The following is a 25,814-nucleotide window of genomic DNA, read 5'->3' on the forward strand; positions in this document are numbered from 1 at the left end:
GTGACTGATTCCATGTTCAGCCGTATAAATAGACCAACCGCGATGCTGCTTTCCTTGCTCGCCCTTCCGGCATTGCTCACCGCCTGCTCAAACGGCGAGAGCGAGCCTGTGGCGCCAGTTCAGGAACAGCCTGCCTTGATTCGGTTCGTCGCTTCGGAGTACAGCACAGAGACGAAGCCGATTCTGGAGAAGCTTGTCCGGGAGTTTGAATTAAAAAATCCGTTGATCGACATCGACCTGCAGGTCGCCAACTGGGACATTCTCGACGGCATCTACACGACGATGATCAGCCAGAACCAGCCGCCAGATTTGCTCAACACGAACGTTTACGCGCATTTTGCACAGGACGGATTACTGAACGACTTTAACGATATCCTGTCCCCCGCGTTGAAGAATAAGCTGTATCCCAACTTGATGGAGATGGACCAGATTGATGGGCATCAATATGCCATTCCTTACGTCGCCTCCATCCGAAGCTTATATTACAATCGGGAACTGTTTCGGCAAGCCGGCATTATTGAGCCTCCCGAAACATGGTCAGAACTCAAGCGCGATGCGGAGAAAATTAAAGCGGGCGGACACGCATCCGGCTTCGGCGTCGACCTGACCGATAACGAGACGCAGGCGTACTTATCCTACTTCTTCTTCGGTGCGGGCGGCGGCTGGATCAAGGATGGCAAATGGACGATTAACTCGCCGGCCAACGTGGAGGGCTTAACGTTATTGAAGGAATTGTTCGACGCGGGGCTAACCGACCCGGAGCCAACCGTCACGACGCGCGACGAGAAGCAGCGCATTCTGGGCGATGGCAAGCTTGCGATGATGATATCCGGCAACTACTTCACATCGGTCGTGCCCAAGGAGTTTCCGAACCTGCAATGGAACGTTGGCCCGATTCCGGTCAAGGACGGCCATCCCCCGATTTCGTTCGGCGTGCATGACGTGCTGGTGTCCTTCAAGACGGACCATACCGATAAGAAGGCACTGTCCACCTTCATCGACTATTTGTATGATGACCCTTCCTATCGGGAGATGATCGAACGCGAGGGCTTCTTGCCGACCAACGCTCAGGTTGGCACTGCGCTCGCCGCCAAAGATGCAACGATGCGGGCCAATCTCGATGCGCTGAGCAAAGCCAAGTTCTATCCCGTGCAGGAGCCAGCTTGGCAAGCGGTCATGGACTACACCCGCAAGCTCGGCGACGCGGTTCTGTACAACCATCTGGAGCCGAAGAAAGCGCTGGACGAGCTGCAGCATTTTGCCGAGGCGCGGAGCGCGCAGTATATGAAGTGAAGGGGTGTACCTGAAGCCGTGATGGCTGAGGGGCACTCTTTTTTTTATGCTGCAATCTTCCACAATAAGAAAATAACAAAGAATTCATGGAAGATATTCGATAGAGGGATTTGGCCATTCTCCCTATGATGAGAGTAAGCGTAACAGCTCGCTAGAAACGAGAGAAACGCACACTCAATTTGGGGAGGGTTTGCATTCATGATGATCAAAAACAAGTTTGCAGCGCTAGGCCTAGCCGTCGTAATGACGACACTGACGCTGGCCGGATGCGGTTCCGACAAGGACAAGACAACCGACACGGAGTCAACTAAAGAGCCGGTTGCCGACACGTCCACGAACGAGTCCAGCGGAGACAAGAAGCTGACCGGTGACTTCGAGATCCAGTACTTCGTCGGCGGCTACGGCGACAAGTGGTGGAAAAAAGTCATTGCTGATTTCCAAGCAGCCAATCCCGACCTGAACATCAAAGAAATGAGCGGCCCCAAAATCAACGAGCAAAACAAACCGCGCTGGATCGGCGGCAACCCGCCTGACTTCGTCTACATCGACGGTCCGGAGCTGAACGACCGCCAGATGGTCGAGGATGGACAGCTAGAAGATTTGACCGAGTGGCTGCAAACCGGCACGAACGTCGACGGGGACAAAATTCTTGACCTCCTGACGCAAGCGCCGCAGCAATATGACGGCAAAATCTATAACATCCCGCTCGTCCTGAACTCATGGGGCATCTTCTGGAACAAAGCGCTCTTCAAGGAAAAAGGTTGGCAAGAGCCGCAAAATTACGCGGACTTCCTGGCAGTCAGCGACCAGATCAAAGCAGCAGGCGTAACGCCATTCATCCATACCGGCAAATACCCTTACTACATTAACGGCGCAGTTCTCTACCCTGCCATCGTGTCGGCGAACAACGGGGACTTCAAGGTGCTGCAAGACATGGCGGCTAACAAAGTTGAAGCGTTCAACAGCCCAGCCGTCCTCGGCGCACTGAACAAGATCGTCGAGATGCGCGACAAAGGCTTCATCGACAAAGCGTCGATCCAGATCAACCATACCGATTCGCAAATGCTTTTCCTACAAAATAAAGATGCCTTCATCCCGAACGGCCTCTGGCTCCCGAATGAAATGTCCAAGGACATTCCAAGCGGCTTCGAATTTGGCTTTATCCCTTCGGTCATGCAAGACGCTGGCCAGAAGGTCGTCGCGAATACGTCTACTGCTACAGTAGCCATTGCAAAAAACGGCAAAAACAAAGAAGCGGCAAAAGCGTTCCTGCAGTTTATTTTCTCAAAAGCGCAAGCTTCCCAATGGGCGGAGCTGAGCGGATCGCCATCGAACATCAAAGGCGACATCAGCGCTTCCAACGCGCCTAGCTTTGTTAAAGATGCTGCAAAATATTTGAACGACGCCAACACGATCGTCATCCCGACGATTACGTTCAACGCGGACGTGGACAAAGCGATGCAGGATGCGACAGATGCGCTCACAATCGCCAAAATCACGCCGGAAGAGTGGGTTGCGCGCGTGACTAACGTCGTTAAGAAAGTAGCGAAGTAATCGCGAATTCGGATTGGGATTCGGATTCAGATTCGCACGGCAACAAACGAAGGATGATCGGGCTCTCCCGGTCATCCTTCACGAATTTATAGGAAGGCGGTCGGCGTCATGAATACAGGCAGCGCCAAATGGCAAAGAACCTTATTTATCGCATCTTTCATCGTTCCGACACTCGCATTTTTCAGCCTGTTCACCATTTATCCGGTGGCCAAGGGCCTCTATTATTCGCTCTTCGAATGGTCTGGCATGTCGCAGGACAAAGAATTTATCGGGCTCGACAATTTTAAAGAGCTGTTCCAAGACCCAATCGTCTGGCGGGCGATCGGCAACGATTATTTCCTCGTGCTGGGCAAAATCATCGGCATCATGGTGCTCGCGACCTTCTTCGCGGTTGCGCTGACTCGCTTCAACTTCAAACTAGCCGGCTTTATGCGGTCGATTTTCTTCATTCCGAACGTTATTTCCGTAGTCGTCATCGGCGTTCTGTGGAGCTTCATATACAATCCGCAAATCGGCTTCCTTAATGCATTCCTGTCCCTCTTCACGGAAGAGAAAGTGACGATTGCATGGCTCGGGTTCATGAACCATACGATTTGGATGCTGCTCCCTCCGGCAATTTGGGCGGGCATCGGATTTTATATGATTTTGCTTATCGCCGCTATCCAGAACATCCCGGCTTCTTTCTTCGAAGCCGCTGAACTGGAGGGCGCTGGCCAATGGAGGCAGTTCCGCTCCATCACCGTCCCCCTCATCTGGGAGCAGATGAAAGTGTCGATTCTGAACATTATGATGACGACGCTGAACGGCTCGTTCGTCATCGTCTGGATTATGACAGAAGGCGGACCTGACAACAGCACGCAGGTCATGGGCTCCTATCTCTACCAGATGGCATTCCGGCAATATCACTTCGGCTTCGCCGCCGCAATCGGCGTACTTATACTGGTGCTCTCGCTCATTACGACGGTTGTCCTGCAGCGCCTGCTTCGCAATGAGACCGTCGAGCTAAGCTAAGGAGGACGAACAACATGAACCTCGGCATCCGTAACCCGGCCGTCAAAACGATCTTCTACCTAATTCTAATCGGCTGGAGCCTATTGGTGCTCTATCCGCTGCTCTGGACGCTGCTAGATGCGCTGAAGGACAACGAGCAATTTTTCCGCCATCTGCCTTGGGCGCTGCCGGAAGCTCCGCTGCTGTGGAGCAACTTCTCCTACGTTTGGAACAGGTACCATTTTGACACCTATTTCGTTAACTCTATCGTGGTTACACTCGGCTCCACCTTGCTGGGGCTGCTGCTCGCCGCGACGACTGCTTACGTACTTGCACGCTATAAATTCCGTGGAAGCACAGCGCTCTACCTGCTGTATATCGCATCGATGATGGTTCCGTTCGTTCTGGCGCTCATCCCGCTATTCTTCCTAATGAACAGCTTGAATCTCGTTAACACCAAAACCGGCTTGATCTTGGTTTATACGTCTAGCGTGCTCGCATTCGGCATCTTCGTGCTCGTCGGCTTCTTCAGGTCGCTGCCCAAGGAGCTGGAGGAAGCAGCTATCGTCGATGGCGCATCCCATTACGGCACGTTCTTCCGCATTATGCTGCCACTGTCGCAGCCGGGCCTCATTACGGTCGGCATCGTCAACGTCCTGAACATTTGGAATGAATATATCGTCGGCACCATACTCATTAACGATCCAAGCCAGTACACGCTGCCGGTCGAGATTGGCGTCATGCAGGCAGAGATGCAGTACCGCACCGAATGGGGTCCGCTCTTCGCAGCCCTGTTCATCACCATCGTTCCCGTGCTGCTCCTGTACATCGTCTTCCAGCGCAAAATCGCTAGCGGCATCACAGCCGGTGCAGTCAAATAAGCAGATAAGCGTGTGGCTCCGCTGATGCTGGCGCTCGTGCTGAAGCCACTGCTAACGCTGAAGCCATAACGTACAGAAGGTGCCTCCCATGTCGAAGGAAATGAAAAAATTGCTCGCGATGAACACGGTGAGCTCCATCATCGCGATTTATATCGGCTTGTTCGTCAACCTATACCTGTGGGAGCAAACCCACAGCATCGCCGAGCTATCGCTCTACAATCTATCCATGTTTGTTAGCTGGGGCATTGCTTTCACCGCCACGGCGAAGCTGCTCACACGGTTTACGATCCGATTGCCGCTCGGCGTATCGGCTGTATGCGGAGGCATTGCCTTCGCATATTTGCAATATGCGCACTTGGAGCCGAGGTGGCTGTGGATCATTGTGCTTGGCGTGCCAATCGGCGCGATGTTCGGGTTCAGCACAGCTGCGCAAAATCTAAGCATCGCCCTGAGCGGCAAAAGCAGCGAGCTCTCGCCTTACTTTGCTGCCATCAGCATCATTGGGCAGGTGCTGTCCATCGCCGTTCCGTTCATTGCTGCAAAAGCCATCGATGGCTTCGGCTATGGCGGCTCCTTCGCTCTGATGCTTGTGTTCCTCACGCTAATGCTCGTTTTCTCTGCTTTTATGCCGCGCATGAAGCTGCCTGCACCCCAGGGGGAAGCCGAACGCGCCGACCATGGCAAATTCCGTTTCCGCTTGGCATTCGGCCAGCCTGGCGCCAAGTGGATGCTGCTTTCCATGCTCGCCGCAGGCATTTTTCTGCAATTTCAGAACCTGTTTACGCTGCTTTTCACATTCTCCGTGACGGAAAACAAGGTGCTGATTGCCCTGCTCAATATGCTGTATACGTTGAGCGCGATCGGCGGGCTATGGGTATATCGCAAATGCCGGATAAGCGAAAATCGCTGGCTCTGGATCGGCGCGGCACTGCTGGCCGTCGGCTTTATCATCGTCCTGTTCCGGCATCCGATTGCCTTGGTTGCATCAAACGTTCTGACTGCCGTTGGCATGTTTTACTTCACGACGGTCTGGAATGCCCAACAGTTCCGCTTCATCAAGCCCGCAGGCGCGATCCGGCAGACATCCTTCCTCGTGTGGCGGGAGAACATTTTGGTCGCGACCCGCTGCGTGCTGCTCGTGTTAACGTTCCAGCTATCGGAGCTGCATGGCGTATGGTTCGTGATGATCATTAGCTTTACCGTGTGCTGCCTGATGCTTATTCCGTTGTTTCAGCATCTTGCGTTTCGGGCACGGGGGGAGTAGGGGGAATATATAAAAGACCGATTGCCCTCCTTACGAGGGTATCGGTCTTTTGTTTTACCTATTCTGAAAAATATTCCAGCCCCAGTATACTGTGCCCTGAGCCATTACTAAACGGTCAAACCATAATTGAAAGTTAGATTTGACTGGATGGAATTCCCCTGCCTCAAACCAAGAGAGGTATTCTTCCGATCCATTGCGTACCGCCGTAGAATCAATCATTAACAACGTGCCCATACCGGCCTGCATGCCAATCGCATAACAATCGTCTGGCATGTAGTCTGTGTGATAAGCCTGAATCTCTGCTAAACTGAATAGTTTAAAGCTTGTACCGAATGAGTCTTCAAACAATTTTGCCCCATTATGAATCTCTAAAAAAGACCGATAATCAGCGGGTATGATCCAATTCGTGGACTTCAAGAAGGAATCTATCCTATCTTGCGAAGCAGGTTCATAAAACTCAAAGCTCGCTTCGAATACATATCCTCGATTTGCCTGGCAGATTAACGTGCCATGAGATGAAAGCCGCTGCTTTAAACCTTCCAATGTCAGATTGACATAATCTTCACCTTCCATATCACAACACCCCTCAGTAGTACCTCCACCAGTCATTAACGGTATACACATGGAAATTTCTTGGTAAAGGTATTAAATTTGAAAAATCGTTAGTCCCACTATACTCACGAGGACGAATATGATGTATATCATAATCTCCCCAACTATATCCGTTTTTAGGGTATAGTTCACTATATGTTTTAATATACTTTGCACGGTCATTAGAATCCCATGAAATTGGCGTCACAGCTTTCCATTCTGTAGTACTCGGTTCAATCATTGCTTTACCGGATACTGGATCAGTATAACTTGGATATATCGTTCTATGCCTTGGATCGGAGAGGCAGGCCACGGTTTACCGTAGCAATCAACAACAAAACCATCTCCTATTCGCAAGTTATTCCAATATCGGACAAGCTAACAATCATCCTCAACGACAACCATATCGTCTGCATTGAGAAGAAAGCCTGACCGCGCTTTACAGCTTAGTCGAGCAGTAAGCAGGCTCGCTACAAAAATAAAGACCGTGCCCTCCACCTCGTTTAAAGGCGCAGTAAAGAGCACGGTCCTTTTTAATACTTCTTATACATGCCCTCAGATTTAGGCGCTGTATAAGCAAACCCGTACTTCTTGTACAACCCGTCTGCTGGAACGTCCGCGAACAAGCTAACATACGCGCCCTTTGGCGCGTTTTCGTCCAAATGTCTCGTTAACTCGGACATGATAACTTTGCCGAAGCCCTTTCCTTGATACGCGGGCTCTACAGCAATGTCCACAATATGGTAAAGGTACCCGCCATCGCCTTTAATTCTGCCCATGCCAACCAATTGTTCATCTTCATTCCGCAGTGCGACGGCAAATATTGAATGCTGAAGCGCAGTCTTAGCGGCAGATACATCTTTAGCGCTTAACCCGGCGGCTACGCGCAACTGATTGTATTCCTCCGGCTCAGGGGTTTATAACCAATGTTGATCTTCATGCCCATAACGCCCCCTCCCGCTCCAACGCATCCTTTTCTAACCAAAACATTCACCAAGCAATCTTTCCAAAACGATCGCAACGCCATCCCGATCATGGCTTTCAGCCACTTCATCTGCCAGCAATTTCAACTCCGGTATAGCATTCCCCATTGCAACCGAATATCCGCAAGCCTTGAATAAACCGATGTCATTATGGTCATCTCCAAAAACGATGATAGCATCCATCGCAATGCCGTATCTCTTCGAGAGCGTTGTAACGGCTCGCTCCTTCGAGGCCTGCAAGGGCATGACTTGAATAAGCTGGTTATTATCGGTTGCGATTATGTTGGCTTGGTGGCCGAACGCTTCGTGCATTCCCTCAAGATTGAATTTGCCCGTAATTAGAATTTTCGTTGCGTCATATTGTTTTAATTCGCCCAGTGGCTTAACGGCTGGGTTTTCCTTTGCATTCATCGTGATGGAATAGTCGAGCTCCCGAAGGCTATACCATTCATCTCGAACCTCCATCGTTAACTCGGCATTTGGATAAAGAGCTAGGCAATAATCTATGATCGCAGCTGTCAGAGGGGCTGGAATCGATTCATGCAGCTCGGTATTGGAATGCCTGCACATCACCTGCGCTCCGTTGTAGTAGACGAATGCGGCGATATTTTGCAATTGCTCAGGCAGAAACCATTTCACCGCCCTTGGTGGACGGGCCGTCGCCACAATGATTTTCATTCCAGCATCATAGCAAGCCATTACAGCAGCAAGATTTCGTTCAGAGACTTGTTTATCCGCATTCAGATAGGTCCCGTCAAGATCAAGAACGACAGCCGACAACTTCATGAATAATCTCTCCTCCCCATCCTTTAAATCACTTTAGTCAAAATAATCTCAAGCGGCTCATTATCGAGCAGCAAGCATCCCGCATCTTTATAGCCTAGCTTCCTATAAAAATGCTGTGCCTCCTCGTTCGCCAGCGTCGAGGTCATCACCAAGGCACAGCCTTTCTGCTTCATCTCATTTTCCCAGAAGCGCACCACTTGCTGTCCAATGCCCTGTCCGCGATATTCGCTATCAATCCAGATCATGTTCATGAAGGGCGTATTGTCCCAAAAATAGCCGTACCGCATCCACCCGATGTTTGCCCCCTCCTGATCGCGAAGAATGTAGATTTCTTTGCCGTTTATTTTGGGAATAATCAAGCGCTCTAAGAGATGCTTGTCCCGTTCCCGGATATACGAATAGTCCAATTCTGTTGCCAGTTCGATCTTCATTGTGTGCACTCCTTCGGATAAAAGTTGAGCCCGGCATAGTTATTTGACCACTCCCCATCCACGGCTGATGAATATGTTGAGGGGAATTCATCTATGGCCAATTAGCCAAGGGAGTGGAAGCTACGCTATGCCGAGTCTGCTTCGCACCGTCAATGGAACAACCGCGCTATTTGCAACCGCCAGCTTAAATTCAAAAACCGAGGGCATCTTAAGCGCAAACTTCGAGTTGGTTACTAATCCACGCAGCGGCATCTCCGACTTCATCCTGAATATTACGCAAAACGCATGCAATTTAGCTACGATTAAACTTAAATCGCTTTCCCCAACGAGAAGCCGGCTCACCGCTTCCTTCGGAAAGCAAGTGAAAGGCATATCCAGCGCAAACATCGTCCTCACGCATAAAAACAGCCATGTCTCTGGGCGCGGGTTCATCAACAAGAAAAAAGTTGTTCTGAGCCAAACGCATCGCGAGTGCAAGGACGGCTGTGGTTGCAAGGGCTGCGGCTCCAGCAATGGCGGGCTAAAAGTAAAGTTCCTAGACGGCACGAGGTTGAAAATCTGTATCGATAAAACACTGAAAGCAGCCCTCAAGCGGCTTTTCGCAAAGCTTTCCCGCATCCTGAAAAAATTGGGCTGCAACTCAGGCAAAGGCGGAGCAGCACCGGACCCAGCTTGCCTTGCCAGATGCATTAGAATTTCGACCATTTGCCAAGCGGCATGCGGCATTTTTGCGATCTTTTGTATTCCTGCATGTTTGGTCGCCCAAGCAATCTGTATCGCCACCTGTTAATCCAGCCAAGGCCAGAACCCTCGCATGAGGCGTTCCGGCCTTGGTTTTTAACGGTTACCGACGGCAGGGTCCTTCTGCTTTAGCAGAAGCATGCCCTCCCCTTATCCCCGCACTTCAATCGCATGCTGATTCGCTTCATACTGTCCTTTGGCGTTACGCGCACGAATCAACACGTAGTACGTTTTCCCTGCTTCGATGCCTTTGATGCTTGCTTTATACGGGAACCGCTGTGCAGCGTCAGTGGTTGCCCTGTAGGCAGCCGGCACGTTAAGCGGCAGCGCATCGACGAACATCGTACTCTGCCCTTTAAGATCAGCAGCGTAGTCGAATGGCTTGCCTTCTTTTACATACAACGAATAGCTAATTGGACGCGCCATCGAATGGGCAACATCCCAGCCGACGGTTAGCGTGCCATCCTGTACTTCTGCCGACTGCACGCCGATTCGCGGCGCGTCATACGGCTGCCCCCATACAGAAGGGAGCTTCGTACTGCCCCATGCTGGCGGCTTAGCCGCTTTGGGCATATGGTCTAGTACGAACGTATTCACGCTCGAAACCAATTGGTTCGTCATGTAGTGGAGCATCCCCATCTGCGAAACGGTCTCGTCGACGTCATCGAGCAATAGCTTAGATGGGGCGGTTTTGCCACTGAGCATCTGCTTCAGCTTCGCCCCGTCAGGCCCTTCTGCATAGCCAAGGCTCAGCACGCGGAAGCCATCGGGCCGATCCGCCTCCGCGAGCAGCTTTTGCGCATAATTGTACTTGTTGTCGTTGAACACCTGCGGATTGAAATTTTGTGATGCGCCGCTATCCAACCGGTAGCTCTCGAACAGGACAAAATCAACATAAGGCCGCAATGTATAGAGGTACATCGGCAGCTCCGGTGTATAGAAGAACAACCCCCTGTTGCCGACGATAAGCGAGGACGGATAGTCATTCGCCAGCTTCCGGACGAAAGCCTGCGTGCCCGGAGCCGTCCATTCAAACTCGCTTTGGTTGGCATCTGTGGCACTCGTCCATGAATTCGGTGCCGACGTTTCCAGCGTATCCAAAAACAAGCCGTCCAGCCCATATCCCGCACCGTATCCACTCGTTACGATTTCACGAATGCCGGATACGGTGTCGTTCTTGATCGTCATATCCGACAGCGCCTTATACCAAGCCGGATGGCCCGGATTAACGAAGGCACTATTGAAGTTTGCATTGAATTCCGGCACGCCCTTCTTGCCTGTCTTATTCGCCAAGAAATTATCATTCAGGTAAAAGGGTGCGTAGCCGCCATGTGTCATCTTCCCGTTCTGATTGATGTCCGCCGGTATCGGCGCACCGTTCGGGTACGGGCCGCCCGCACGCGGATCAACCGCGGGGCCGCTGCCATCTTGCACAAAGCGCTTGTCCTTCTTCATCTGCTCCGGCGTTAAGCCATTGCGTGCGCTCGTCCTCCCCGACCGAAATATAGCCGAGCAGCAGCACATCATCCGATGCATCGGCTGGATTCACCCCTGCCCGGAGCCTCGCCGCTTGGCGGGGCGTAATGCCTTTTGTGTTCACAATGGCCATGTCGTAACGCTTCTTCACCAGATCAATCATGGCATCAGTCCATTGGCCATAATAAATCATATAGTTATTAACATGGCTGCTCAGTGCCGGCTTTGGCTCCGTTTTATAGTTGCTCAGCTGCACCGCCGTTGCCTTGCCTTTGGCATCCGTCACTGTCAGTGACAAGTCAACCGATTTGCCTTCCGCTACCTTGTCCGCTGCTTTGTTCCACACGATGCGATACGTCTGCTGGCCTGAGGCAGATGCAGCCAGAGCCTGTGTGCCAAGCGTCGCTTTTTGATAAGTGGCTGTGCCTGTGCGTTTGAATTTCAGCTCTGCACGAAGTTTGCCTGCCGAAGCGGCGGTGTAATCGAAAACAAGCGTAACCGTCTTGCTCTCCACATGCGACGGCGGCCATAGCATGAGCTGTACCGTAGAAGCAGCAGCATCGGCTTGCGGCAGAACGCCGCTCGGGGCGGGCATCACAAGCGGCAAGCATAGTGCAGCTGCAATGAATAATCGTTTAATTATCATTAGAAGTCCTTTCATATTTGGGCATTATTGTATATTCTATTGGATAAACTGATGCCCGGCAATGCATTTTAACTGCATACAAAAAAATACAGAGCTGCCTAACGCGCTCTGTATCCTTTATCCCATACATTTATGCCCGATAGTAGGAAAGCACCCAGCAAACCGCGTTGCGATCGGCAACAATAGCAAGGAGCCCGTCGAACGGGGCTTCATACGCCGCCGTATGAATCTGGCCCTCGAGTGCGAATTGCCCATAAATGCTGCGGAATGCTTCCTCCGTCTCGATTTTCAGGAAAACCCTTACGAAGTCACCCCGCAACAACGGTTTAGCTGCCTGCGTATCTGCAAACTTAATCGTTGCCCCCTCCAGCTGCAAATCCGCATTCAACACCTCTTCCCCTTGTTTGCGCAAAATGGCAATCTCGCCGCCAAGCACGTTTTGATAGTACTTGATCTCTTCCTTACAATTATCGACCACAATAAAAGGAACAGCTATCATTCTAACAACCTCCTTGGGCTATTGATCGCTTAGATTGCGAAGCACTGTCTGGAGCAGCCTCATCATTACGCTATACTCTTCGTCAGCAATGCCCTTCCGTGTTTGGTTCTTGACCCGGTCGAGCGCCTCCTGAACCTTGGGCACCACTTCAATTCCTGCGTCCGTTAAGAAGAGTAGCTGATAGCGATTATCGGCAGGGTCAACCTCCCGCCGCACATACCCCTCGGCTTCCAGCTTTGCGATTGCCTTTGCTGTAGTTGTCTTGTCGATGAGCAGCTTCTCGCTGAGCTCCTTCTGCGTTACTGCCTCTTGGAAGGCAATCGCCATCAGAAAAATATATTGGCCGCTGCCGATCCGGTAGGGCGCCAACTCGCTAGTTATTAAAACCTGCATATGGCGATAGATGGCCGAAATGTACTGCCCATGCGACTCCGCGGCCCCTTCGCCGCCCTGTGTCCAACGTTCGTTCATTGTAATCCACCTTCATATAGGATGCCATTGCAACTAATTGCATTGTATGCCATATAGCATGCTATTGCAACTAATTTCGAGCACAGCTCGTCCACCCCTCTAACCCTCCTAACGGACCTCAGAAGCCGCTATTCTCCTCCAAAAGCACCCTTTGCAAATGTAACGGACTACACAGCCGTTATTTAGCCATTTTACTGCCCCGTGAGGGCGAAATCGGTCAAATAGCGGCCGCCCAGTCCGTTAGAACACAAATGCGCCTCATTCTAGCCAAATAAGGGCTGCTCGGTCCGTTAGCATTCAACCGGCAATTGATCCTAGCAGCCAATCATGATCATAACGTCCGCATCATCCATCATTTAATATATACACTCCCGAAAGGTAGCACCTCTCGCAAAATCCGCTTGATCAACCCGCCGTTCTGCAGCTGGGCTTCGAGCTCCGCATCATGGGAGCCCGTCTGAATGAGGACGGGACCGCTGCCCCTCAGCTCCCACTGCACATTCATATGCTGGCTCGCTAACTGGTTGCCGTAAACCGACAGCCTTATCGTTGCTGTATCCGGGTAGGCGACAAGCGTCCCCGCTTCCACGAACAACGGCCTGTCCGGCTGAAGCTGAATCGTCATGAGATCGCCAGCGGTGATTAGCCCCAGCGACCCCGGGCCCGAGAAGCGCATTCGGACAAGCTCCTTCGTAATCCACGCATTCTTCATCCGCTGGACGACAGATTTAAGCTTCATGCCATCCGAGAAAAACATCACATGCCGAAAATCAAACAACAGATTGCTCTGCGCATCAATTTCGACTGTTTCCAGCGAGCAGCCTGCCGGAAGGCCAAGCACCAACTCGGAGCTGCCTTGGAACAAGGAACGAATCATTTTGCGCTTGCGGTACATGCCGGCAAGATCCATTAACCGGTCCTCGCGATGATGCGGCATTCCTTGGAAAGCGATGACCGACTTGGGATGCAGCACATGCAGCTTGTCCGCCTCCTCCAACGACACATGCACATGCCCGAGCCGAGCAGGGACGGTTACGTTCATCCCTCGATCCCTCCTTGCCGAAGCTGCCGCTGCCGGCGCCAAGATGCATACCGCCATATCCGTATCGCCATGAAATAAGCAACCAGCAATGCCGCTACGCTGGCCGTGCCTATGATCAGCTTCTTCTGGAGATCCGCCTTCTTCTGCTGGGCTTGCTCAACATCGTTCTGCAATGCTGCATTTTGCGCCATAAGCTGCTCATTCTGCTTCGTCAGCTCTTCCTGCTTCCGTGCTAGCTCGTCCGCCGCCTGCCGCGATTCCTCCAGTTGCTTCGCCAAAGCTTCGTTCGCATCCTTGTACTGCTGCTCCATCTCGCTGATTTTGTCCGGCGCGTGGTAAATATCTTGAACCCGGCTAAAAAAGCCTGCATGCGCAATGTCCGTCGGGAGCGTGAAAGCTATTACGATGAATAATCCTATAATTGCGATTCGATTGAGGGCTATACGTACCATAATGAGATGCCTCCTGTCTTCATCCGACATGAAACGAGTTATTTCTATATTACCGCAAAAGTATGAGAAAAGTTGCAGCATTGCTTATTTAATCAGTTGTAAAATCCTCCGGGCTTCTTGGCCAATCACCTCCTCCGGCCGTGATGCATACGCTAGGCTATTGGGAAACTTCTGGTTAAATTTAATGGCAGGATGTGAGATGATAACGATGCCGATTACTTTGGAAAGCGGCCGTAAAGGCGCGGAGCCATTCAAGCAGTTGCCCATCAGCTTTGTACCGAATAAGGGGCAGATGAAACACCCCCAGGTTCAATATGGATTGAAGGGAGCAGGGTTTGAAGCTTCTTTTACATCCGAGGGGGCCATCTTTACTTTGATCGAGCGATCCTCCCACACCGCTTCGGAGCAGGAAATACGGAGCACCCGCCTGGACTTCCGCCTCCTAGGTGCGCGCGCCGGCGTACAGCCGGAAGGGGATGAACAGACAGACAGCAGGATTCATTATTTGAAAGGCGCTGATTCTTCAAAATGGCGGACCGATATTCCAACATATCTCAAGCTCGCCTATCGCGAATTATGGACGGGCATTGACCTGGTGTTTCGGTGTGAAGGGCAAAGCCTAAAGTACGAGTTTATTGTTCAACCGGGCGCTGACGCGGCAACGATTCGATTTGCGTACGTGGGTGCCGAGTGCATATCGCTCGATCCGGATGGGAATATCGATATCCTGACGCCATTTGGCTCCATTATCGATCCTAGCCCGATCTGCTATCAGGAGATAGAAGGCCGGCGAATCGGCATTCCCGGTTCGTTCGTGCTTGAACCAGATGCAGATGTGCCGGCTCAGCCTGCAATCGGGTTTCATATTGATCCTTCGTATGACCGAGATGTACCGCTCGTTATCGATCCGGGGCTCGTTTATTCCACCTACTTGGGCGGCTCAGGCAATGATGAGGTGTTCGGCATCGCGGTCGATCCCCAAGGCAATGCCTATGTCACAGGCATTACAACCTCCATCGATTATCCAGTCACCCCCGGCGCTGTGCAGACGGTAATCGCTGGCGACAGGGACGTCATCATAACCAAGCTCAATTCCACCGGAACCGCGCTCGTCTATTCCACCTATCTAGGCGGATCAGTATACGATACAGGGCTTGCCATTGCCGTGGATAGCGGCGGCCATGCTTTCGTTACAGGACGGACCTACTCCGACAATTTCCCGGTTACGCCGGGCGCTATCCAAACGGTATTCGGCGGCACCAGCGATGCCTTCATAGCCAAGCTCAATCCCGCTGGCAGCGCCCTTATCTATTCGACCTACTTAGGCGGGGACGGGCATGATTACGGTGCAGGCATAGCCGTCGACTCTTCTGGGAACGCCTGCGTGACGGGGTTTACGGCTTCCGCCAATATGCCGACAACGCCCGGCGCTTTTCAGACGGTGTACGGCGGCAGTAACGATTGTTTTGTGGCGAAGCTGAACGCTGCTGGGTCCGCCCTTATCTACTCCACCTTTGTAGGCGGAACAGGCGGCGAGAATGGAACGGGCATAGCCGTCGATACGGCATCGAACGTCTACGTAACGGGAAACACGGCCTCTATCAATTTTCCGACGACCCCCGGCGCGTTTCAAACGGTCAGAAAAGGTACAGGCGATGTATTCGTCACCAAGCTAAACCCTACTGGCAGCGCCCTCATCTATTCCACTTACTTAGGCGGATCGTTAACCGAATACGGGTACGGCATTTCGATCGACACCGCAGGCAACGCCTATGTTGCGGGCTATACGCGCTCTAGTGATTTTCCAACGACCCCTGGCGCTTATCAGCCGACATTCGGCGGCACGAATGATGCCTTTGTCACCAAGCTGAACCCTACCGGGAGCGCCCTCATCTATTCCACTTATTTAGGCCGAACAAATACCCAAATCACGTATGGCAGCGGACTGGATGAGGCCGGCAATGTATTCGTTACGGGATATACGTTATCGAATGACTTTCCGACGACGCCTGACGCTCTCCAGACGACATTCGGTGCACCTCGGGATGCCTTTGCAACCAAACTGAATGCAACCGGCAGCGCACTCCTCTATTCGACCTTCTTGGGCGGAACAGGTTTGGACAGCGGCTCTGCCATCGCGGGCGATGCGCTAGGCAATATGTATGTTACCGGCTACACGTTCGCAACTGATTTCCCCGTCACGCCTGGCGCATTCCAGACAACATTGCCCGGCCCGATGGCCGTGTTCGTTACCAAGATTGGCCTTGTGCCAGATTTGGCGATTGCCAAATCAACCGACCGTACCGACGTGTTGCCAGGAGAGACGGTTACTTACTTCATAACGGTGACGAATACGGGTGAGGTAGCGCTGACCCAGGTTACAATTGAAGATGAGTTGCTTGGCTTATCCACGGTTATCGGCTCACTAGAACCAGGAGCATCACAAACGGTCATCCAACCGCTCAGCTTGCCTGCCACGACTGCCCCGGGTGCGATCCAAAACACGGTAACCGCCACAGCCGACCAGCTTGGGCAGAGCCGAACCGCGACGGCCACGGTTAATGTAGTCGCGGTTCCAGCCCTGTCCTTTACGAAGTCCGTATCGCCTGCATCAGCCGCTCCCGGCGCAACGGTTGTCTTTGCCATTACCGCGGAAAATATCGGAAACGTCGATTTCACCGGCGTTGTGCTTGCCGATCCGCTGCTCGAGATGAATGAGTCGATTGACCGCATTGGAGTCGGGACACGCGTAACGTATAGCACCCCCTTCACCATTCCATCTAATACGCCTAATGGCTCCGTGATCATTAACACCGCTACGATTCAGGGGGATAATCTGCCGCTCAAGCAAGCAACGGCCGATGTGCTCGTAGCTGGCGCCCCTCGGCTGGAACTGGTGAAAACGGCCGACCGCGTTTCTGTTTTTCCCGGCGGGACGGTCAACTTTACGATTGAAGTGCGTAACACGGGAAGCCTCGACTTAACGAATGTCGTGCTGACCGACCATTTGGCTGGACAGAGCAGAACGCTGCCAAGGCTGGCGACCGGCCAAACTGAACGCATTCAAATTCCGTTTCTCGTGCCGCTGGAGTCGCCGCCCCGGGTTTATACAAATACGGTGGATGCCATCTCGGACCAGACACCGAAAATAACGGATGATGCCACCGTCGAAGTGCTGCCTGCTCCACTGCTCGGTGTACGCAAGGTGCCAGAGACGGGCACAGCCTCCCCCGGCCAAACCGTAAATTATCACATCGTTATCGCCAACGGAGGCAATGTGCCGCTGACGGGCATTCGAGTGCGCGATCCACTGCTTGGCGTGGATACGGCCATCCCAGACCTCGCGATCGGCGATGGCCAGCAATTAACGCTGCCATTCACCATACCTGCGGATACGCTGGTTGAAACCGAGCTTGCCAACCTGCTCACTGTCACTTCTAATGAGTCTGAGCCATCCGAAGTATTGTCCGTTATTGCAATCGTTGGTCAAGGGCTATCCCTGTCGAAAACAGCTGACACTGTTTCAGCAGCGCCTGGAGCCACGGTTAACTATACACTGGCTGTTGCCAATCTCTTGAACGTACCGCAAACGAATGTTACATTAAACGACCCGATGCTCGGGATTAGCGAAACGGTAGCGAGCCTGCCCGCTGGTGGGTCAATCGTCCGTGTTGCCCCATTTGCAGTGCCGGCTGATACTGCCAGTGGCAGCGTAGTCACAAACCTATTTGCAGCTGCTTCCGACCAAACGCCGCTTCAACGGACATCGGCAACTGTTGTTGTGCAATCGGTCCCTGGAGCTCCGACAACGCTTGCGCTTCGCAAGCTGCCAGACCGCAATGTGGCTAGACCGGCTGAAACGATTATTTTCACAGTAGAAGTCACCAATACCGGCGGCAACCTGGCGACTAGCATTGTCCTGCTGGATTCGCTAACCGGTGCACAAGCAACCATTCCAATGCTTGATCCCGGGCAGACCGCCTACGTACAGTTTCCGTTCACCGTACCTGCTGATGCCGTACAGGGAACCGTATTCGCCAATCGCGTAACCGCACAATGGCCGGAACAGCCTGCTGGCGGCGTGCCTGCGCAGAGTGATACACACGTCACCGTTGGCCTATCGCGATTCCTCCTGCAATTAACGAATACAGCTATTCCTGCGGCCGCAAACCCCGGCGCAGCGGTCCCCTTTACGGTGACTGTCCGTAACTTGAGCGCACTATTGCTAACGAACGTCCGCGCCATTCAACCGCTTACGTCGTTTAGCGCGGACATTCCGTCACTCGCCCCCGGAGAAAGCCGCTCGTTCACGCAGCCGTTTACCATTCCACCCGATGCCGTCGGGGGAACGGCATTTACAAGCCATGCTGTCGCCTTCTCCGACCAAACACCGCTTCAGCAGGCTCCTGCATCCGTCACCACAACCGTCCTGCCGAACGCAGCCCTGACCCAAACGGTCGACCGGCCAGAAGGGCAGCCGGGCGAAACGGTCTTCTTCACCATTCGTGTCCGCAATACCGGCAACGTCGCTCTTATCAATGCGGTATTACTGGCTCCTCTGTTCAATTTGCGGCTGCGCAGCGACTTCATTGCAATTGGGGCGGACGATTCGATTCGTATCCCATTTGTCCTGCCCGACGTTGATGAAGATACAACCATTGTTAGCCCTGCGAACCTCACCTCCGACAATGGACCTACACTGGAAGCCGCCGTATCCGTGCGTGTTATCGTCGATGAGGAGTAATCATTTGACTGCCTATTGAGAGGAGCTTAAGGATGCCCTACTTCGCTACGCTTACAGGGGTTAAGTCAGCCAATCTAGCTGTCGCATTGGTCGGGGATACCGTTACGTATACGATTGCCGTTACGAATACGGGCAATGCGCCTGCCGTAAACGTCGTCATCAGTGATTCTATTCCTCCAGGAACGACCCTCTTGCCGGGGAGCATCTCTATCGATGATGTCCCTCAGCTGGGAACGGATCCCTCCGCAATCGATCTGGGAACGATCCAGCCAGGGAGCACTGCCACGGTGACGCTGGAGCTCTTGATTAATGCCTTGCCGGAGCCGCCGCAAATCGTGAACACGGCAACCATTGAATCGGATGTCGCTTTGCCGTCGCCGAACCCGCCAGTACCGCAGGCCGCTGTAGCCATACCGCCAAACGTCCTGCCCATTGCAGATGCAAACTTGAACGTTGCCTTATCAGCCAACAGGAGCGTAACAGTTCCCGGAGATACCATTGCCTACACGATCACAGCTGCCAATTCCGGCAATACGAATTTAACGAATGTGGCCATTATTGATCCCCTGCCGGCTGGAACCTCATTCATTGCCAGCAGCGTAACCGTAAACGGTGTCCCGCTCCCTGGAGCGGATCCGGCTCACGCGATTAACACAGGGCGTTTAATGCCCGGCCAGCTCGTAACCTTCACTTTTCAAGCGCTCGTCACATCGGCCGCCAACACTATCGCCAATCAAGCACAAGCTTTCTTTATTCCGGAAATCCTAGGCCGTTCTCTGCCACCGCAGGCGAAAGCGTCAAATCGGCTATCGATTCCCGTCCTCCACCCTAATCTGGACGTTGCAAAGCAAGCCGACCGGACGGAAGCTAGGCTCGGGGATGCCATCACCTACAGCATCGCTGTCACTAATTCCGGCAACACCAATTTGAAAAACGTTGCCGTGTCTGACACTCTCCCGGCCAGCACCCAGCTCGTAGCTGGAAGCATAACCATAAACGGCAGCCCTTCGCTGCCTGGCGCTAATATGCCAACTGGCTTGCAGTTAGGGAGCCTAGCCCCCAACCAGAGCGCTTCCATCGGCTTCCGGGTGCTTGTCGTCGCCGAAGCGGCCGCCGTCATTGCCAACCAAGCGCAGGCCTCCTTTACGCCTGATGTCCCGGGGCTTTCGCTGCCGCCACAGACGAAAGCATCGAATCGCGTCGTCATTGCCGTTGCTGAGGATGAAGAGTAGAGGCCTGCATGCGGGGCACATCATCATAAAAGCCGTACTTGCCCGCTTGGGGCAAAGTACGGCTTTTTTAAGCAGTGAAAATTATTGTTCTGTTTCTGCCTGTTGCTTCAATTCCTCCAGTGACGCTTCAATTTCCGCCGTTAGTGCCGGATCAAGATACTGTGGCGCTGACCGATTGGCTGGCGCGCAGAAATGATTCATTGCCTCCAGCTCCGCCTCGATCATTAAAACTTTCTCCTCTGCTCGAGCGAACCCTTTTACAATGCCATCCGTCTGAAATGATACTACACTCTGGTTCAATTCCTTCAAGGAGCTTGCCACATTAACCCGTGATTCGAGCAGCAGCCGGCGATGATTGTATTCCTCCGATTGTACCAGCAACTGGGCGATGCGCTCCTCGAGCACCTTCGTTTGTTCCTGAATCTTAGCATACTGCTCGCGGTAGACGGCCAGCTTCTTCTCCTGCAGAAGCCTCTCCTGCACCGCTAGCTTCGCGATCTGCTCCTCGCTTTGGCTGACTGCAAGCCTCGCTTGGCGATCCCGTGTCTCAACCGCCGCCTCGGCATTCGCGATTAGCACCGCTTGCCGCTTCTCGATAAATAGCTGGTGGGCCAGTGCCCGCTGCCCTTTCTCCAGTTCGACACTAAACTCCCGCATATATTGATTCACCATATTAAGCGGCTTCTCGCACTTATCGATCAGCCCGTTCGTTTCGGCTAGAAACACATGTTTGATGCGACTGAAGATCCCCATCCTACTTCAACTCCTTCGTTTGGTTTTGCTGCATTTCCCACTGGTCAAGGAAGTCCGATGCCGTCGGAATGTTCGCCAGCACTTTCGCCCCACCCGCCATACTCGGCCGTTTGCTTCGCTTTCTCATCCAGAACACTAATAACACGGCGAGCAGCACGATCCCGGCCATCGCTACACCAGGGCCAACACCATCATGGCCCCGCTCGATATGTATGCGGCCCTCTCCAAGTATCGGCACTTGCGCCGGCACCCGCACGGCTGCATCTCCACCACGAAGCGACGGCACAGCTGCGTCCTCGCCGCCTCTTATCTCAACCTTCATGTTGCCTGCAGGCCGGCCATGAAACTCCTCGCTAATCCTTACAACTTTCGTCATTTCACGCCCATCCTGGCCATCCATCATTTTCAAGCCAGCTCCGACTGCTACGATGATGACGGATACAAGCAGCGCTTTTTTCACCCAAGGTCTAATGCGGCTCACGATTCATTCACCCTTTCCTAACCGTTTCTTTGTCCCTTTACAGTACTAACTATATCGAGCAATGGTAAAAGTACGGTAAAGGGCAGAAAAAAGCCCTTCCTCAACATCTTGCAATGAGAAAGGGCTGCTCGCTATCTTCATGTGCTATGCGGGAAACTTTACTGAAAATGTACTTCCTTTCCCAGGTTTACTCTCAAGAACAACGGAGCCCCGATGGGCGATAACGATCTGCTTCGCAATTGCGAGCCCGAGCCCCGCGCTGCCTTCTTCACGGGAGCGATGCTTCTCAACCCGGTAAAACCGGTCGAAGATACGTGGCTGGTCCGCTTCGGAAATGCCGATGCCGCTGTCTCTGACAATGATCCGCCATTGCTTCGGGTTAGGGTCAAGGCCAACGTCAACCTTGCCTTCATCGGGCGTGTATTTAATCGCATTATCCAGAAGGATATAAACCAGTTGCTTCAGCCGCTCCGGATCGCCCTTCACAACCAGCGTATCCGGCAGCATCGTCCGCAGCGTGATCGCCTTCTTCTGGGCAACGCCTTCAAAGGCAACCACCCACTGCCGCAGCTTGGGCACAATGTCGAAAGCGCTCATCTCGAACTCAACCGAGCCCGCATCGGACCGGGCAAGCAACAGCAGATGCTGCACCATGCGGCTCATCCGCCCAATCTCTTCCTTCATATCCGCAACGACTTGCTTCGAATATGGCTTGATCGTATCCTCGTTCTCCAGCTCAATTACCTCGAGGGACGTGTTCATTATGCTAAGCGGAGTCCTCAGCTCATGAGACGCATCCGCCAGAAATTGCTGCTGCTGGCTAAACGTTCGCTGAATCGGGATCATCGCTTTTTTGGACATCGAGGAACTCAGCTTGACGGCAGCAAGGAGGAACAGAACAAGAATACAGATGAACACGATCAATAGTTTGCGCAGAATGTCCCAGTAATACGTGACGTCCTTCGCCGCATAGATCGTCGCAATGCCATCGGCCGTCATTATGGCATGCGCACCAATAAAGAGCAGGCGGTCCTGTGCGATCAGCATAACCGACCCTTGCTGTTTATAAATTTCGGGAAGCCAGCGCAGGCGAAACTCGTCTCCATCTGGCTGCCAGCCTCTTACCTTCTTCAGGTTGTCTTCACTAAGCTGCGGAATCGCATCGCTTTGCGCGAGCACTTGGCCACGGCTATCCAGCACATAGAAGAAATACAAGCCATCATTACGGCTAGTCTCTAAATCCGGAATGACTACACTGCCGCCCTCGGTCGCATGCATGGTCGAGCGGAGCGAATTGCTCTGCTCCTGGTACGTCATGATAATGAAAAAAACCGATACGATGACCGAAAATAAGGCCAGAAACAAAATGATCAGCCACGTGTAAGTAAACGTGAGTTTTCTTTGTGTGTATTGGAATAAGTCGCGCTTCTTCCCTTTTTTAAGCGTCCATTTCAAATCGGTAGCCTACCCCTCTGATGCTGTGAATGGCCGGCCCACGCCCGGAAACGTCCAGCTTGTCCCGAAGCATCTTCACGGTAACATCGACATTCTTGTAGGAGACCTCACTGCCAAGCCCCCATATGCGATTAAGAATCGCCTCTCTTGTCAGCACATTGCCGGCGTTCTGCAGGAAGAAATCAAGCAACTGATACTCCCTCTGGCTAAGCTGAATCTCCGCATCGTCCCGCAACAACCGATGTGAGGAGCGATTGAACGTGAAATTTCCGAACGATACAATATCCGTCTTTCTCGGGGCAAAGCTCCGCCGTGCCAGTACACGAAGGCGGGCAAGCAACTCATCCATCTCGAATGGCTTCGTCAGATAGTCGTCAGCTCCTGCATCGAGGCCGAAGATTTTATCCTGCAACGAATCCTTAGCCGTCAAGAGGACGATCGCTTGTCCATAATTGCCACACCGAAGCTGCTTACAGACGTCGATCCCGTCTATGAGCGGCATCATCCAATCCAGAATGAGCACGTCATATGCCGATTCACGGGCATAATCGAGCGCATCCTCGCCGTTCTCCACCCAATCGACGTGAAAACCGCCCTTCTTCTCCAGCATATATTTAACAAGCCTGCCGAGCTTCCTGTCATCTTCAGCCAGCAAAATATTCACGTGTACGCTCACCGCCGTTACATTCGAAATATTAGGCTAGTATACCAAACAAACGGTAAAAGTACGGTAAAAACCAACCCTTTTCGCAGCAACAACAGCCACTATCCGCAATCAATCATCTTCGTGACCCCTGAATTTTCTGGTCAAAATTTACAAAAACTACTAGCCCCCATAACTTCTCCTTAACCCCACACTGTTCTAATGGACAGGCAAGGCCATTCATTGTCGGTTCTTAATTCCATTCATGAATTGGAGGAGAGGAAATGAAGAAGATGACGGACAAAAAGAACTGGAAACGGAAGGTGGGCGTTCATTTATTAGCTTGTACGTTATTCGTGGGCAGCATCGGCATCCCCGGCTCGGCGGCATTCGCAGAAGGCCCTTCCGATCCAGCCCCGGTGCTGCAGCCGGTTGGCGCGGCGAACGGAAAGAAAGTGCTGTTCGACAATACGCATGGCCAAACGGCTGGAGCAGCCGATTGGGTCATTGACGGAGCCTTCTCGGACTATGCGCAGGCGCTCGCCAATCAAGGCTATTATGTAAAAGAATTGCGTAAAACAGCGCCAATCACGCTAAGCGATTTGACGGGATATGATGTGTTTATCATCGGTGAAGCGAACATTCCATACAAAACGTCGGAGCAAGCCGCATTGCTGCAATATGCGCAGAACGGCGGAAGCATTTTCTTCATCGCGGATCACTATAACGCAGACCGGAACAAGAACCGGTGGGACTCTTCCGAAGTGTTCAACGGCTATCGCCGCGGGGCTTGGAGCAATCCGGCACAAGGCATGGGTACCGAGGAAGCTGGCTCTGCTGCCATGCAGGACGTAGTAAGTTCGGACTGGCTCGGAACGAACTTTGGCGTTCGGTTCCGGTATAACGCAATCGGCGACGTAACCGCGAACAATATCGTTGCCCCGTCGCAAGCATTCGGCATTACACAGGGCGTTTCGACTGTTGCAATGCATGCAGGCTCTACGCTAGCGATTATGGACCCGCAGAAGGCAAAAGGAATCGTGTATCTGCCTGCAACGTCAACAAAATGGTCGAGCGCTGTCGATCAGGGCGTCTACGAAGGCGGCGGCGTCAACGAAGGCCCTTATGTCGCCGTCTCCAAGGTTGGCCTAGGCAAAGCGGCCTTCATCGGCGATTCCTCTCCAGTCGAAGACGCCACGCCGAAATACAAACGGGAAGAGACCGGTGCCTCGAAGACGACATACGCTGGCTTTACGGAACAAAATGACGGCACGCTGCTCGTCAACATCGCCAACTGGCTTTCCGTCCAAGAATCCTATACAAGCCTAGGCGCGGTAAGCGGCCTGACACTGGATCAACCAACCTCGCTGCTTGCGATGGAAAATCCGGCTACTTCAACAGAGCCGCAAGCGGAGCCTTGGGCAGCGCCGGCCGCTGGCTACAAGTGGTGGGACCGCTGCACCTTTAAGACAGGCTCATACGGAGCAGGCTCGTGTTTCACTAATAGTGCGCCTACCGTAGCCAATCCAATCACTGATCGCACATTCATGCAAGGCAGCTCGGCTATTATAATCGACGCGGCCTCGACGTTCTCGGATGCCAACGGTGATGCCCTGACACTGTCCGCAGCATCCAGCAATTCAGGCGTGGCGACGGTATCCGTAAGCGGCAAGCAATTAACCGTAACGCCGATTGGCGTAGGCACCGCTTCGATAACGGTAACGGCTAACGATGGCAATGGCGGCACGGTGAACGACGTGTTTACAGTCACGGTATCGAGCAGTACATCGGTCACATCGTTAAGCGAGTATTTCGAGAGCGGCACCAAAGGTGCATATGCCGCCGCTAACGTTACGCTCAGTTCGGGCTCGTGGATGTTCAACAACGCCCTTATCGGCAATCTGAGCACCGACAAGAAATCCGGGACGCAATCCGCACGCATCAATGCGGCAGGCTACATTCAGATGAATTTCGACGTCGCCGCTGCCCAGGCCATCAAGCTAAGCGTTGCAAACTTCAACAACGATTCGGGCACAACGTGGAAATTGCAGAAATCGACGAACGCGGGAACGACCTGGACGGATGTGACGGCCGCAGTTGCCGCTACTTCGGTTTTGACTGAGCAAACCATTGCCGTCAACGAGGCTGGTCCCGTCCGTTTCAAAATTGTTGTAGCCGGCACTTCCGGCAAGCGCATTAACGTGGACGATTTCGCTGTCTTAAACTAGCAAGCCGTTTCGGCGCATGCCAACTGCACTTGAATGCTAACGGACCCAGTGGGCGTTATTTGGGGCAATCTGCGCTTATTTCGCCTGTAACGGACTCAGTTGCCGTTATTGGGACCAATATGGGGCCAAATAGGGCTAATTTCCGCGAATAGCGGCTCTTGGGTCCGTTAGAAATTTT

Annotated in this window: 22 protein-coding genes; 9 read left to right on the plus strand and 13 right to left on the minus strand. The window is 52.8% G+C overall.

Translation table 11 applies throughout. From position 1 onward, the window contains the following. Positions 1 to 12: 12 nt before the first annotated feature. From GON22_RS16850 to GON22_RS16870, 5 genes are all read left to right on the plus strand, one after another. Positions 13 to 1,293, plus strand: coding sequence for an extracellular solute-binding protein (locus GON22_RS16850; RefSeq protein ID WP_160397269.1), 1,281 nt, complete (start codon positions 13 to 15; stop codon positions 1,291 to 1,293). A 198-nt stretch (positions 1,294 to 1,491) separates the two neighbouring features. Then, positions 1,492 to 2,847: an ABC transporter substrate-binding protein gene (locus tag GON22_RS16855; RefSeq protein WP_160397270.1), complete on the plus strand. Its 1,356-nt coding sequence runs from the start codon at positions 1,492 to 1,494 to the stop codon at positions 2,845 to 2,847. 108 nt (positions 2,848 to 2,955) lie between these two features. Further along, entirely contained in the window at positions 2,956 to 3,858 is a 903-nt protein-coding gene (locus tag GON22_RS16860) for a carbohydrate ABC transporter permease (protein WP_160397271.1), read from the plus strand. A 14-nt stretch (positions 3,859 to 3,872) separates the two neighbouring features. Beyond that, the gene (locus GON22_RS16865; protein WP_160397272.1) at positions 3,873 to 4,718 is read left to right on the plus strand and encodes a carbohydrate ABC transporter permease; all 846 of its coding nucleotides are present in this window, start codon (positions 3,873 to 3,875) and stop codon (positions 4,716 to 4,718) included. An 88-nt stretch (positions 4,719 to 4,806) separates the two neighbouring features. Continuing rightward, positions 4,807 to 5,982, plus strand: a complete 1,176-nt coding sequence (locus GON22_RS16870) for an MFS transporter (RefSeq protein ID WP_160397273.1) — start codon at positions 4,807 to 4,809, stop codon at positions 5,980 to 5,982. 54 nt (positions 5,983 to 6,036) lie between these two features. Here the strand turns inward: GON22_RS16870 and GON22_RS16875 are convergent, their stop codons facing one another. From GON22_RS16875 to GON22_RS16890, 4 genes are all read right to left on the minus strand, one after another. After that, entirely contained in the window at positions 6,037 to 6,555 is a 519-nt protein-coding gene (locus GON22_RS16875) for an SMI1/KNR4 family protein (RefSeq protein WP_160397274.1), read from the minus strand. A 551-nt stretch (positions 6,556 to 7,106) separates the two neighbouring features. Continuing rightward, entirely contained in the window at positions 7,107 to 7,463 is a 357-nt protein-coding gene (locus GON22_RS16880; protein ID WP_160397275.1) for a GNAT family N-acetyltransferase, read from the minus strand. Positions 7,464 to 7,550: 87 nt separating this feature from the next. Continuing rightward, the gene (locus tag GON22_RS16885; RefSeq protein ID WP_160397276.1) at positions 7,551 to 8,342 is read right to left on the minus strand and encodes an HAD family hydrolase; all 792 of its coding nucleotides are present in this window, start codon (positions 8,340 to 8,342) and stop codon (positions 7,551 to 7,553) included. A 23-nt stretch (positions 8,343 to 8,365) separates the two neighbouring features. Beyond that, positions 8,366 to 8,773, minus strand: coding sequence for a GNAT family N-acetyltransferase (locus GON22_RS16890; protein WP_160397277.1), 408 nt, complete (start codon positions 8,771 to 8,773; stop codon positions 8,366 to 8,368). A 127-nt stretch (positions 8,774 to 8,900) separates the two neighbouring features. Between GON22_RS16890 and GON22_RS16895 the strand changes: the two genes are divergently transcribed. After that, positions 8,901 to 9,563 carry a hypothetical protein gene (locus GON22_RS16895; protein WP_160397278.1) on the plus strand — a complete coding sequence of 221 codons (663 nt, stop codon included), beginning with the start codon at positions 8,901 to 8,903 and terminating at the stop codon, positions 9,561 to 9,563. A 101-nt stretch (positions 9,564 to 9,664) separates the two neighbouring features. Here the strand turns inward: GON22_RS16895 and GON22_RS16900 are convergent, their stop codons facing one another. The 5 genes from GON22_RS16900 to GON22_RS16920 form a co-directional block, all read right to left on the minus strand. Beyond that, positions 9,665 to 11,050 carry a hypothetical protein gene (locus GON22_RS16900; RefSeq protein ID WP_160397279.1) on the minus strand — a complete coding sequence of 462 codons (1,386 nt, stop codon included), beginning with the start codon at positions 11,048 to 11,050 and terminating at the stop codon, positions 9,665 to 9,667. A gap of 716 nt (positions 11,051 to 11,766) precedes the next feature. Next, complete coding sequence (locus tag GON22_RS16905; protein WP_160397280.1) at positions 11,767 to 12,135, minus strand: VOC family protein; 369 nt, start codon at positions 12,133 to 12,135, stop codon at positions 11,767 to 11,769. 18 nt (positions 12,136 to 12,153) lie between these two features. Next, the gene (locus GON22_RS16910) at positions 12,154 to 12,606 is read right to left on the minus strand and encodes a MarR family winged helix-turn-helix transcriptional regulator (protein WP_160397281.1); all 453 of its coding nucleotides are present in this window, start codon (positions 12,604 to 12,606) and stop codon (positions 12,154 to 12,156) included. A gap of 352 nt (positions 12,607 to 12,958) precedes the next feature. Then, entirely contained in the window at positions 12,959 to 13,648 is a 690-nt protein-coding gene (locus tag GON22_RS16915) for an AIM24 family protein (RefSeq protein ID WP_160397282.1), read from the minus strand. Continuing rightward, the gene (locus GON22_RS16920) at positions 13,645 to 14,100 is read right to left on the minus strand and encodes a hypothetical protein (protein ID WP_160397283.1); all 456 of its coding nucleotides are present in this window, start codon (positions 14,098 to 14,100) and stop codon (positions 13,645 to 13,647) included. The genes GON22_RS16915 and GON22_RS16920 overlap by 4 nt, the downstream gene beginning before the upstream one ends. Positions 14,101 to 14,308: 208 nt before the next feature. Here GON22_RS16920 and GON22_RS16925 point away from each other — a divergent pair, with 208 nt between their 5' ends. Further along, positions 14,309 to 18,844: a DUF7948 domain-containing protein gene (locus GON22_RS16925; protein WP_160397284.1), complete on the plus strand. Its 4,536-nt coding sequence runs from the start codon at positions 14,309 to 14,311 to the stop codon at positions 18,842 to 18,844. A 32-nt stretch (positions 18,845 to 18,876) separates the two neighbouring features. After that, positions 18,877 to 20,076, plus strand: coding sequence for a DUF11 domain-containing protein (locus GON22_RS16930; RefSeq protein ID WP_160397285.1), 1,200 nt, complete (start codon positions 18,877 to 18,879; stop codon positions 20,074 to 20,076). A gap of 81 nt (positions 20,077 to 20,157) precedes the next feature. On the opposite strand, the gene GON22_RS16935 is transcribed toward GON22_RS16930, so the two are convergent. The 4 genes from GON22_RS16935 to GON22_RS16950 all read right to left on the minus strand — a co-directional run bounded on the left by GON22_RS16935 (position 20,158) and on the right by GON22_RS16950 (position 23,429). Then, positions 20,158 to 20,829: a PspA/IM30 family protein gene (locus tag GON22_RS16935; RefSeq protein WP_160397286.1), complete on the minus strand. Its 672-nt coding sequence runs from the start codon at positions 20,827 to 20,829 to the stop codon at positions 20,158 to 20,160. 1 nt (position 20,830) lies between these two features. Beyond that, positions 20,831 to 21,310, minus strand: coding sequence for a hypothetical protein (locus GON22_RS16940; RefSeq protein WP_160397287.1), 480 nt, complete (start codon positions 21,308 to 21,310; stop codon positions 20,831 to 20,833). A 144-nt stretch (positions 21,311 to 21,454) separates the two neighbouring features. Beyond that, positions 21,455 to 22,765 carry a sensor histidine kinase gene (locus GON22_RS16945; protein WP_160397288.1) on the minus strand — a complete coding sequence of 437 codons (1,311 nt, stop codon included), beginning with the start codon at positions 22,763 to 22,765 and terminating at the stop codon, positions 21,455 to 21,457. Next, complete coding sequence (locus GON22_RS16950) at positions 22,749 to 23,429, minus strand: response regulator (RefSeq protein ID WP_160397289.1); 681 nt, start codon at positions 23,427 to 23,429, stop codon at positions 22,749 to 22,751. Before GON22_RS16950 ends, GON22_RS16945 begins: the two co-directional genes overlap by 17 nt. 272 nt (positions 23,430 to 23,701) lie before the next feature. Here GON22_RS16950 and GON22_RS16955 point away from each other — a divergent pair, with 272 nt between their 5' ends. Next, positions 23,702 to 25,636: an Ig-like domain-containing protein gene (locus GON22_RS16955; RefSeq protein WP_442954385.1), complete on the plus strand. Its 1,935-nt coding sequence runs from the start codon at positions 23,702 to 23,704 to the stop codon at positions 25,634 to 25,636. Positions 25,637 to 25,814 lie beyond the last annotated feature (178 nt).

This window comes from Paenibacillus sp. MMS18-CY102 (assembly GCF_009789195.1).
Taxonomy (GTDB): domain Bacteria; phylum Bacillota; class Bacilli; order Paenibacillales; family Paenibacillaceae; genus Paenibacillus_T.

Excerpts from the sequence above, each read along its gene's own strand:
- GON22_RS16895 (WP_160397278.1), top strand. The coding sequence starts at position 8,901 with ATGCCGAGTCTGCTTCGCACCGTCAATGGAACAACCGCGCTATTTGCA.
- GON22_RS16865 (WP_160397272.1), top strand. The coding sequence starts at position 3,873 with ATGAACCTCGGCATCCGTAACCCGGCCGTCAAAACGATCTTCTACCTA.
- GON22_RS16855 (WP_160397270.1), top strand. The coding sequence starts at position 1,492 with ATGATGATCAAAAACAAGTTTGCAGCGCTAGGCCTAGCCGTCGTAATG.
- GON22_RS16875 (WP_160397274.1), bottom strand. The coding sequence starts at position 6,555 with ATGGAAGGTGAAGATTATGTCAATCTGACATTGGAAGGTTTAAAGCAG.
- GON22_RS16860 (WP_160397271.1), top strand. The coding sequence starts at position 2,956 with ATGAATACAGGCAGCGCCAAATGGCAAAGAACCTTATTTATCGCATCT.
- GON22_RS16900 (WP_160397279.1), bottom strand. The coding sequence starts at position 11,050 with ATGCATCGGATGATGTGCTGCTGCTCGGCTATATTTCGGTCGGGGAGG.
- GON22_RS16930 (WP_160397285.1), top strand. The coding sequence starts at position 18,877 with ATGCCCTACTTCGCTACGCTTACAGGGGTTAAGTCAGCCAATCTAGCT.
- GON22_RS16915 (WP_160397282.1), bottom strand. The coding sequence starts at position 13,648 with ATGAACGTAACCGTCCCTGCTCGGCTCGGGCATGTGCATGTGTCGTTG.
- GON22_RS16955 (WP_442954385.1), top strand. The coding sequence starts at position 23,702 with ATGACGGACAAAAAGAACTGGAAACGGAAGGTGGGCGTTCATTTATTA.
- GON22_RS16920 (WP_160397283.1), bottom strand. The coding sequence starts at position 14,100 with ATGGTACGTATAGCCCTCAATCGAATCGCAATTATAGGATTATTCATC.
- GON22_RS16870 (WP_160397273.1), top strand. The coding sequence starts at position 4,807 with ATGTCGAAGGAAATGAAAAAATTGCTCGCGATGAACACGGTGAGCTCC.
- GON22_RS16890 (WP_160397277.1), bottom strand. The coding sequence starts at position 8,773 with ATGAAGATCGAACTGGCAACAGAATTGGACTATTCGTATATCCGGGAA.
- GON22_RS16885 (WP_160397276.1), bottom strand. The coding sequence starts at position 8,342 with ATGAAGTTGTCGGCTGTCGTTCTTGATCTTGACGGGACCTATCTGAAT.
- GON22_RS16925 (WP_160397284.1), top strand. The coding sequence starts at position 14,309 with ATGCCGATTACTTTGGAAAGCGGCCGTAAAGGCGCGGAGCCATTCAAG.
- GON22_RS16935 (WP_160397286.1), bottom strand. The coding sequence starts at position 20,829 with ATGGGGATCTTCAGTCGCATCAAACATGTGTTTCTAGCCGAAACGAAC.
- GON22_RS16905 (WP_160397280.1), bottom strand. The coding sequence starts at position 12,135 with ATGATAGCTGTTCCTTTTATTGTGGTCGATAATTGTAAGGAAGAGATC.
- GON22_RS16910 (WP_160397281.1), bottom strand. The coding sequence starts at position 12,606 with ATGAACGAACGTTGGACACAGGGCGGCGAAGGGGCCGCGGAGTCGCAT.
- GON22_RS16850 (WP_160397269.1), top strand. The coding sequence starts at position 13 with ATGTTCAGCCGTATAAATAGACCAACCGCGATGCTGCTTTCCTTGCTC.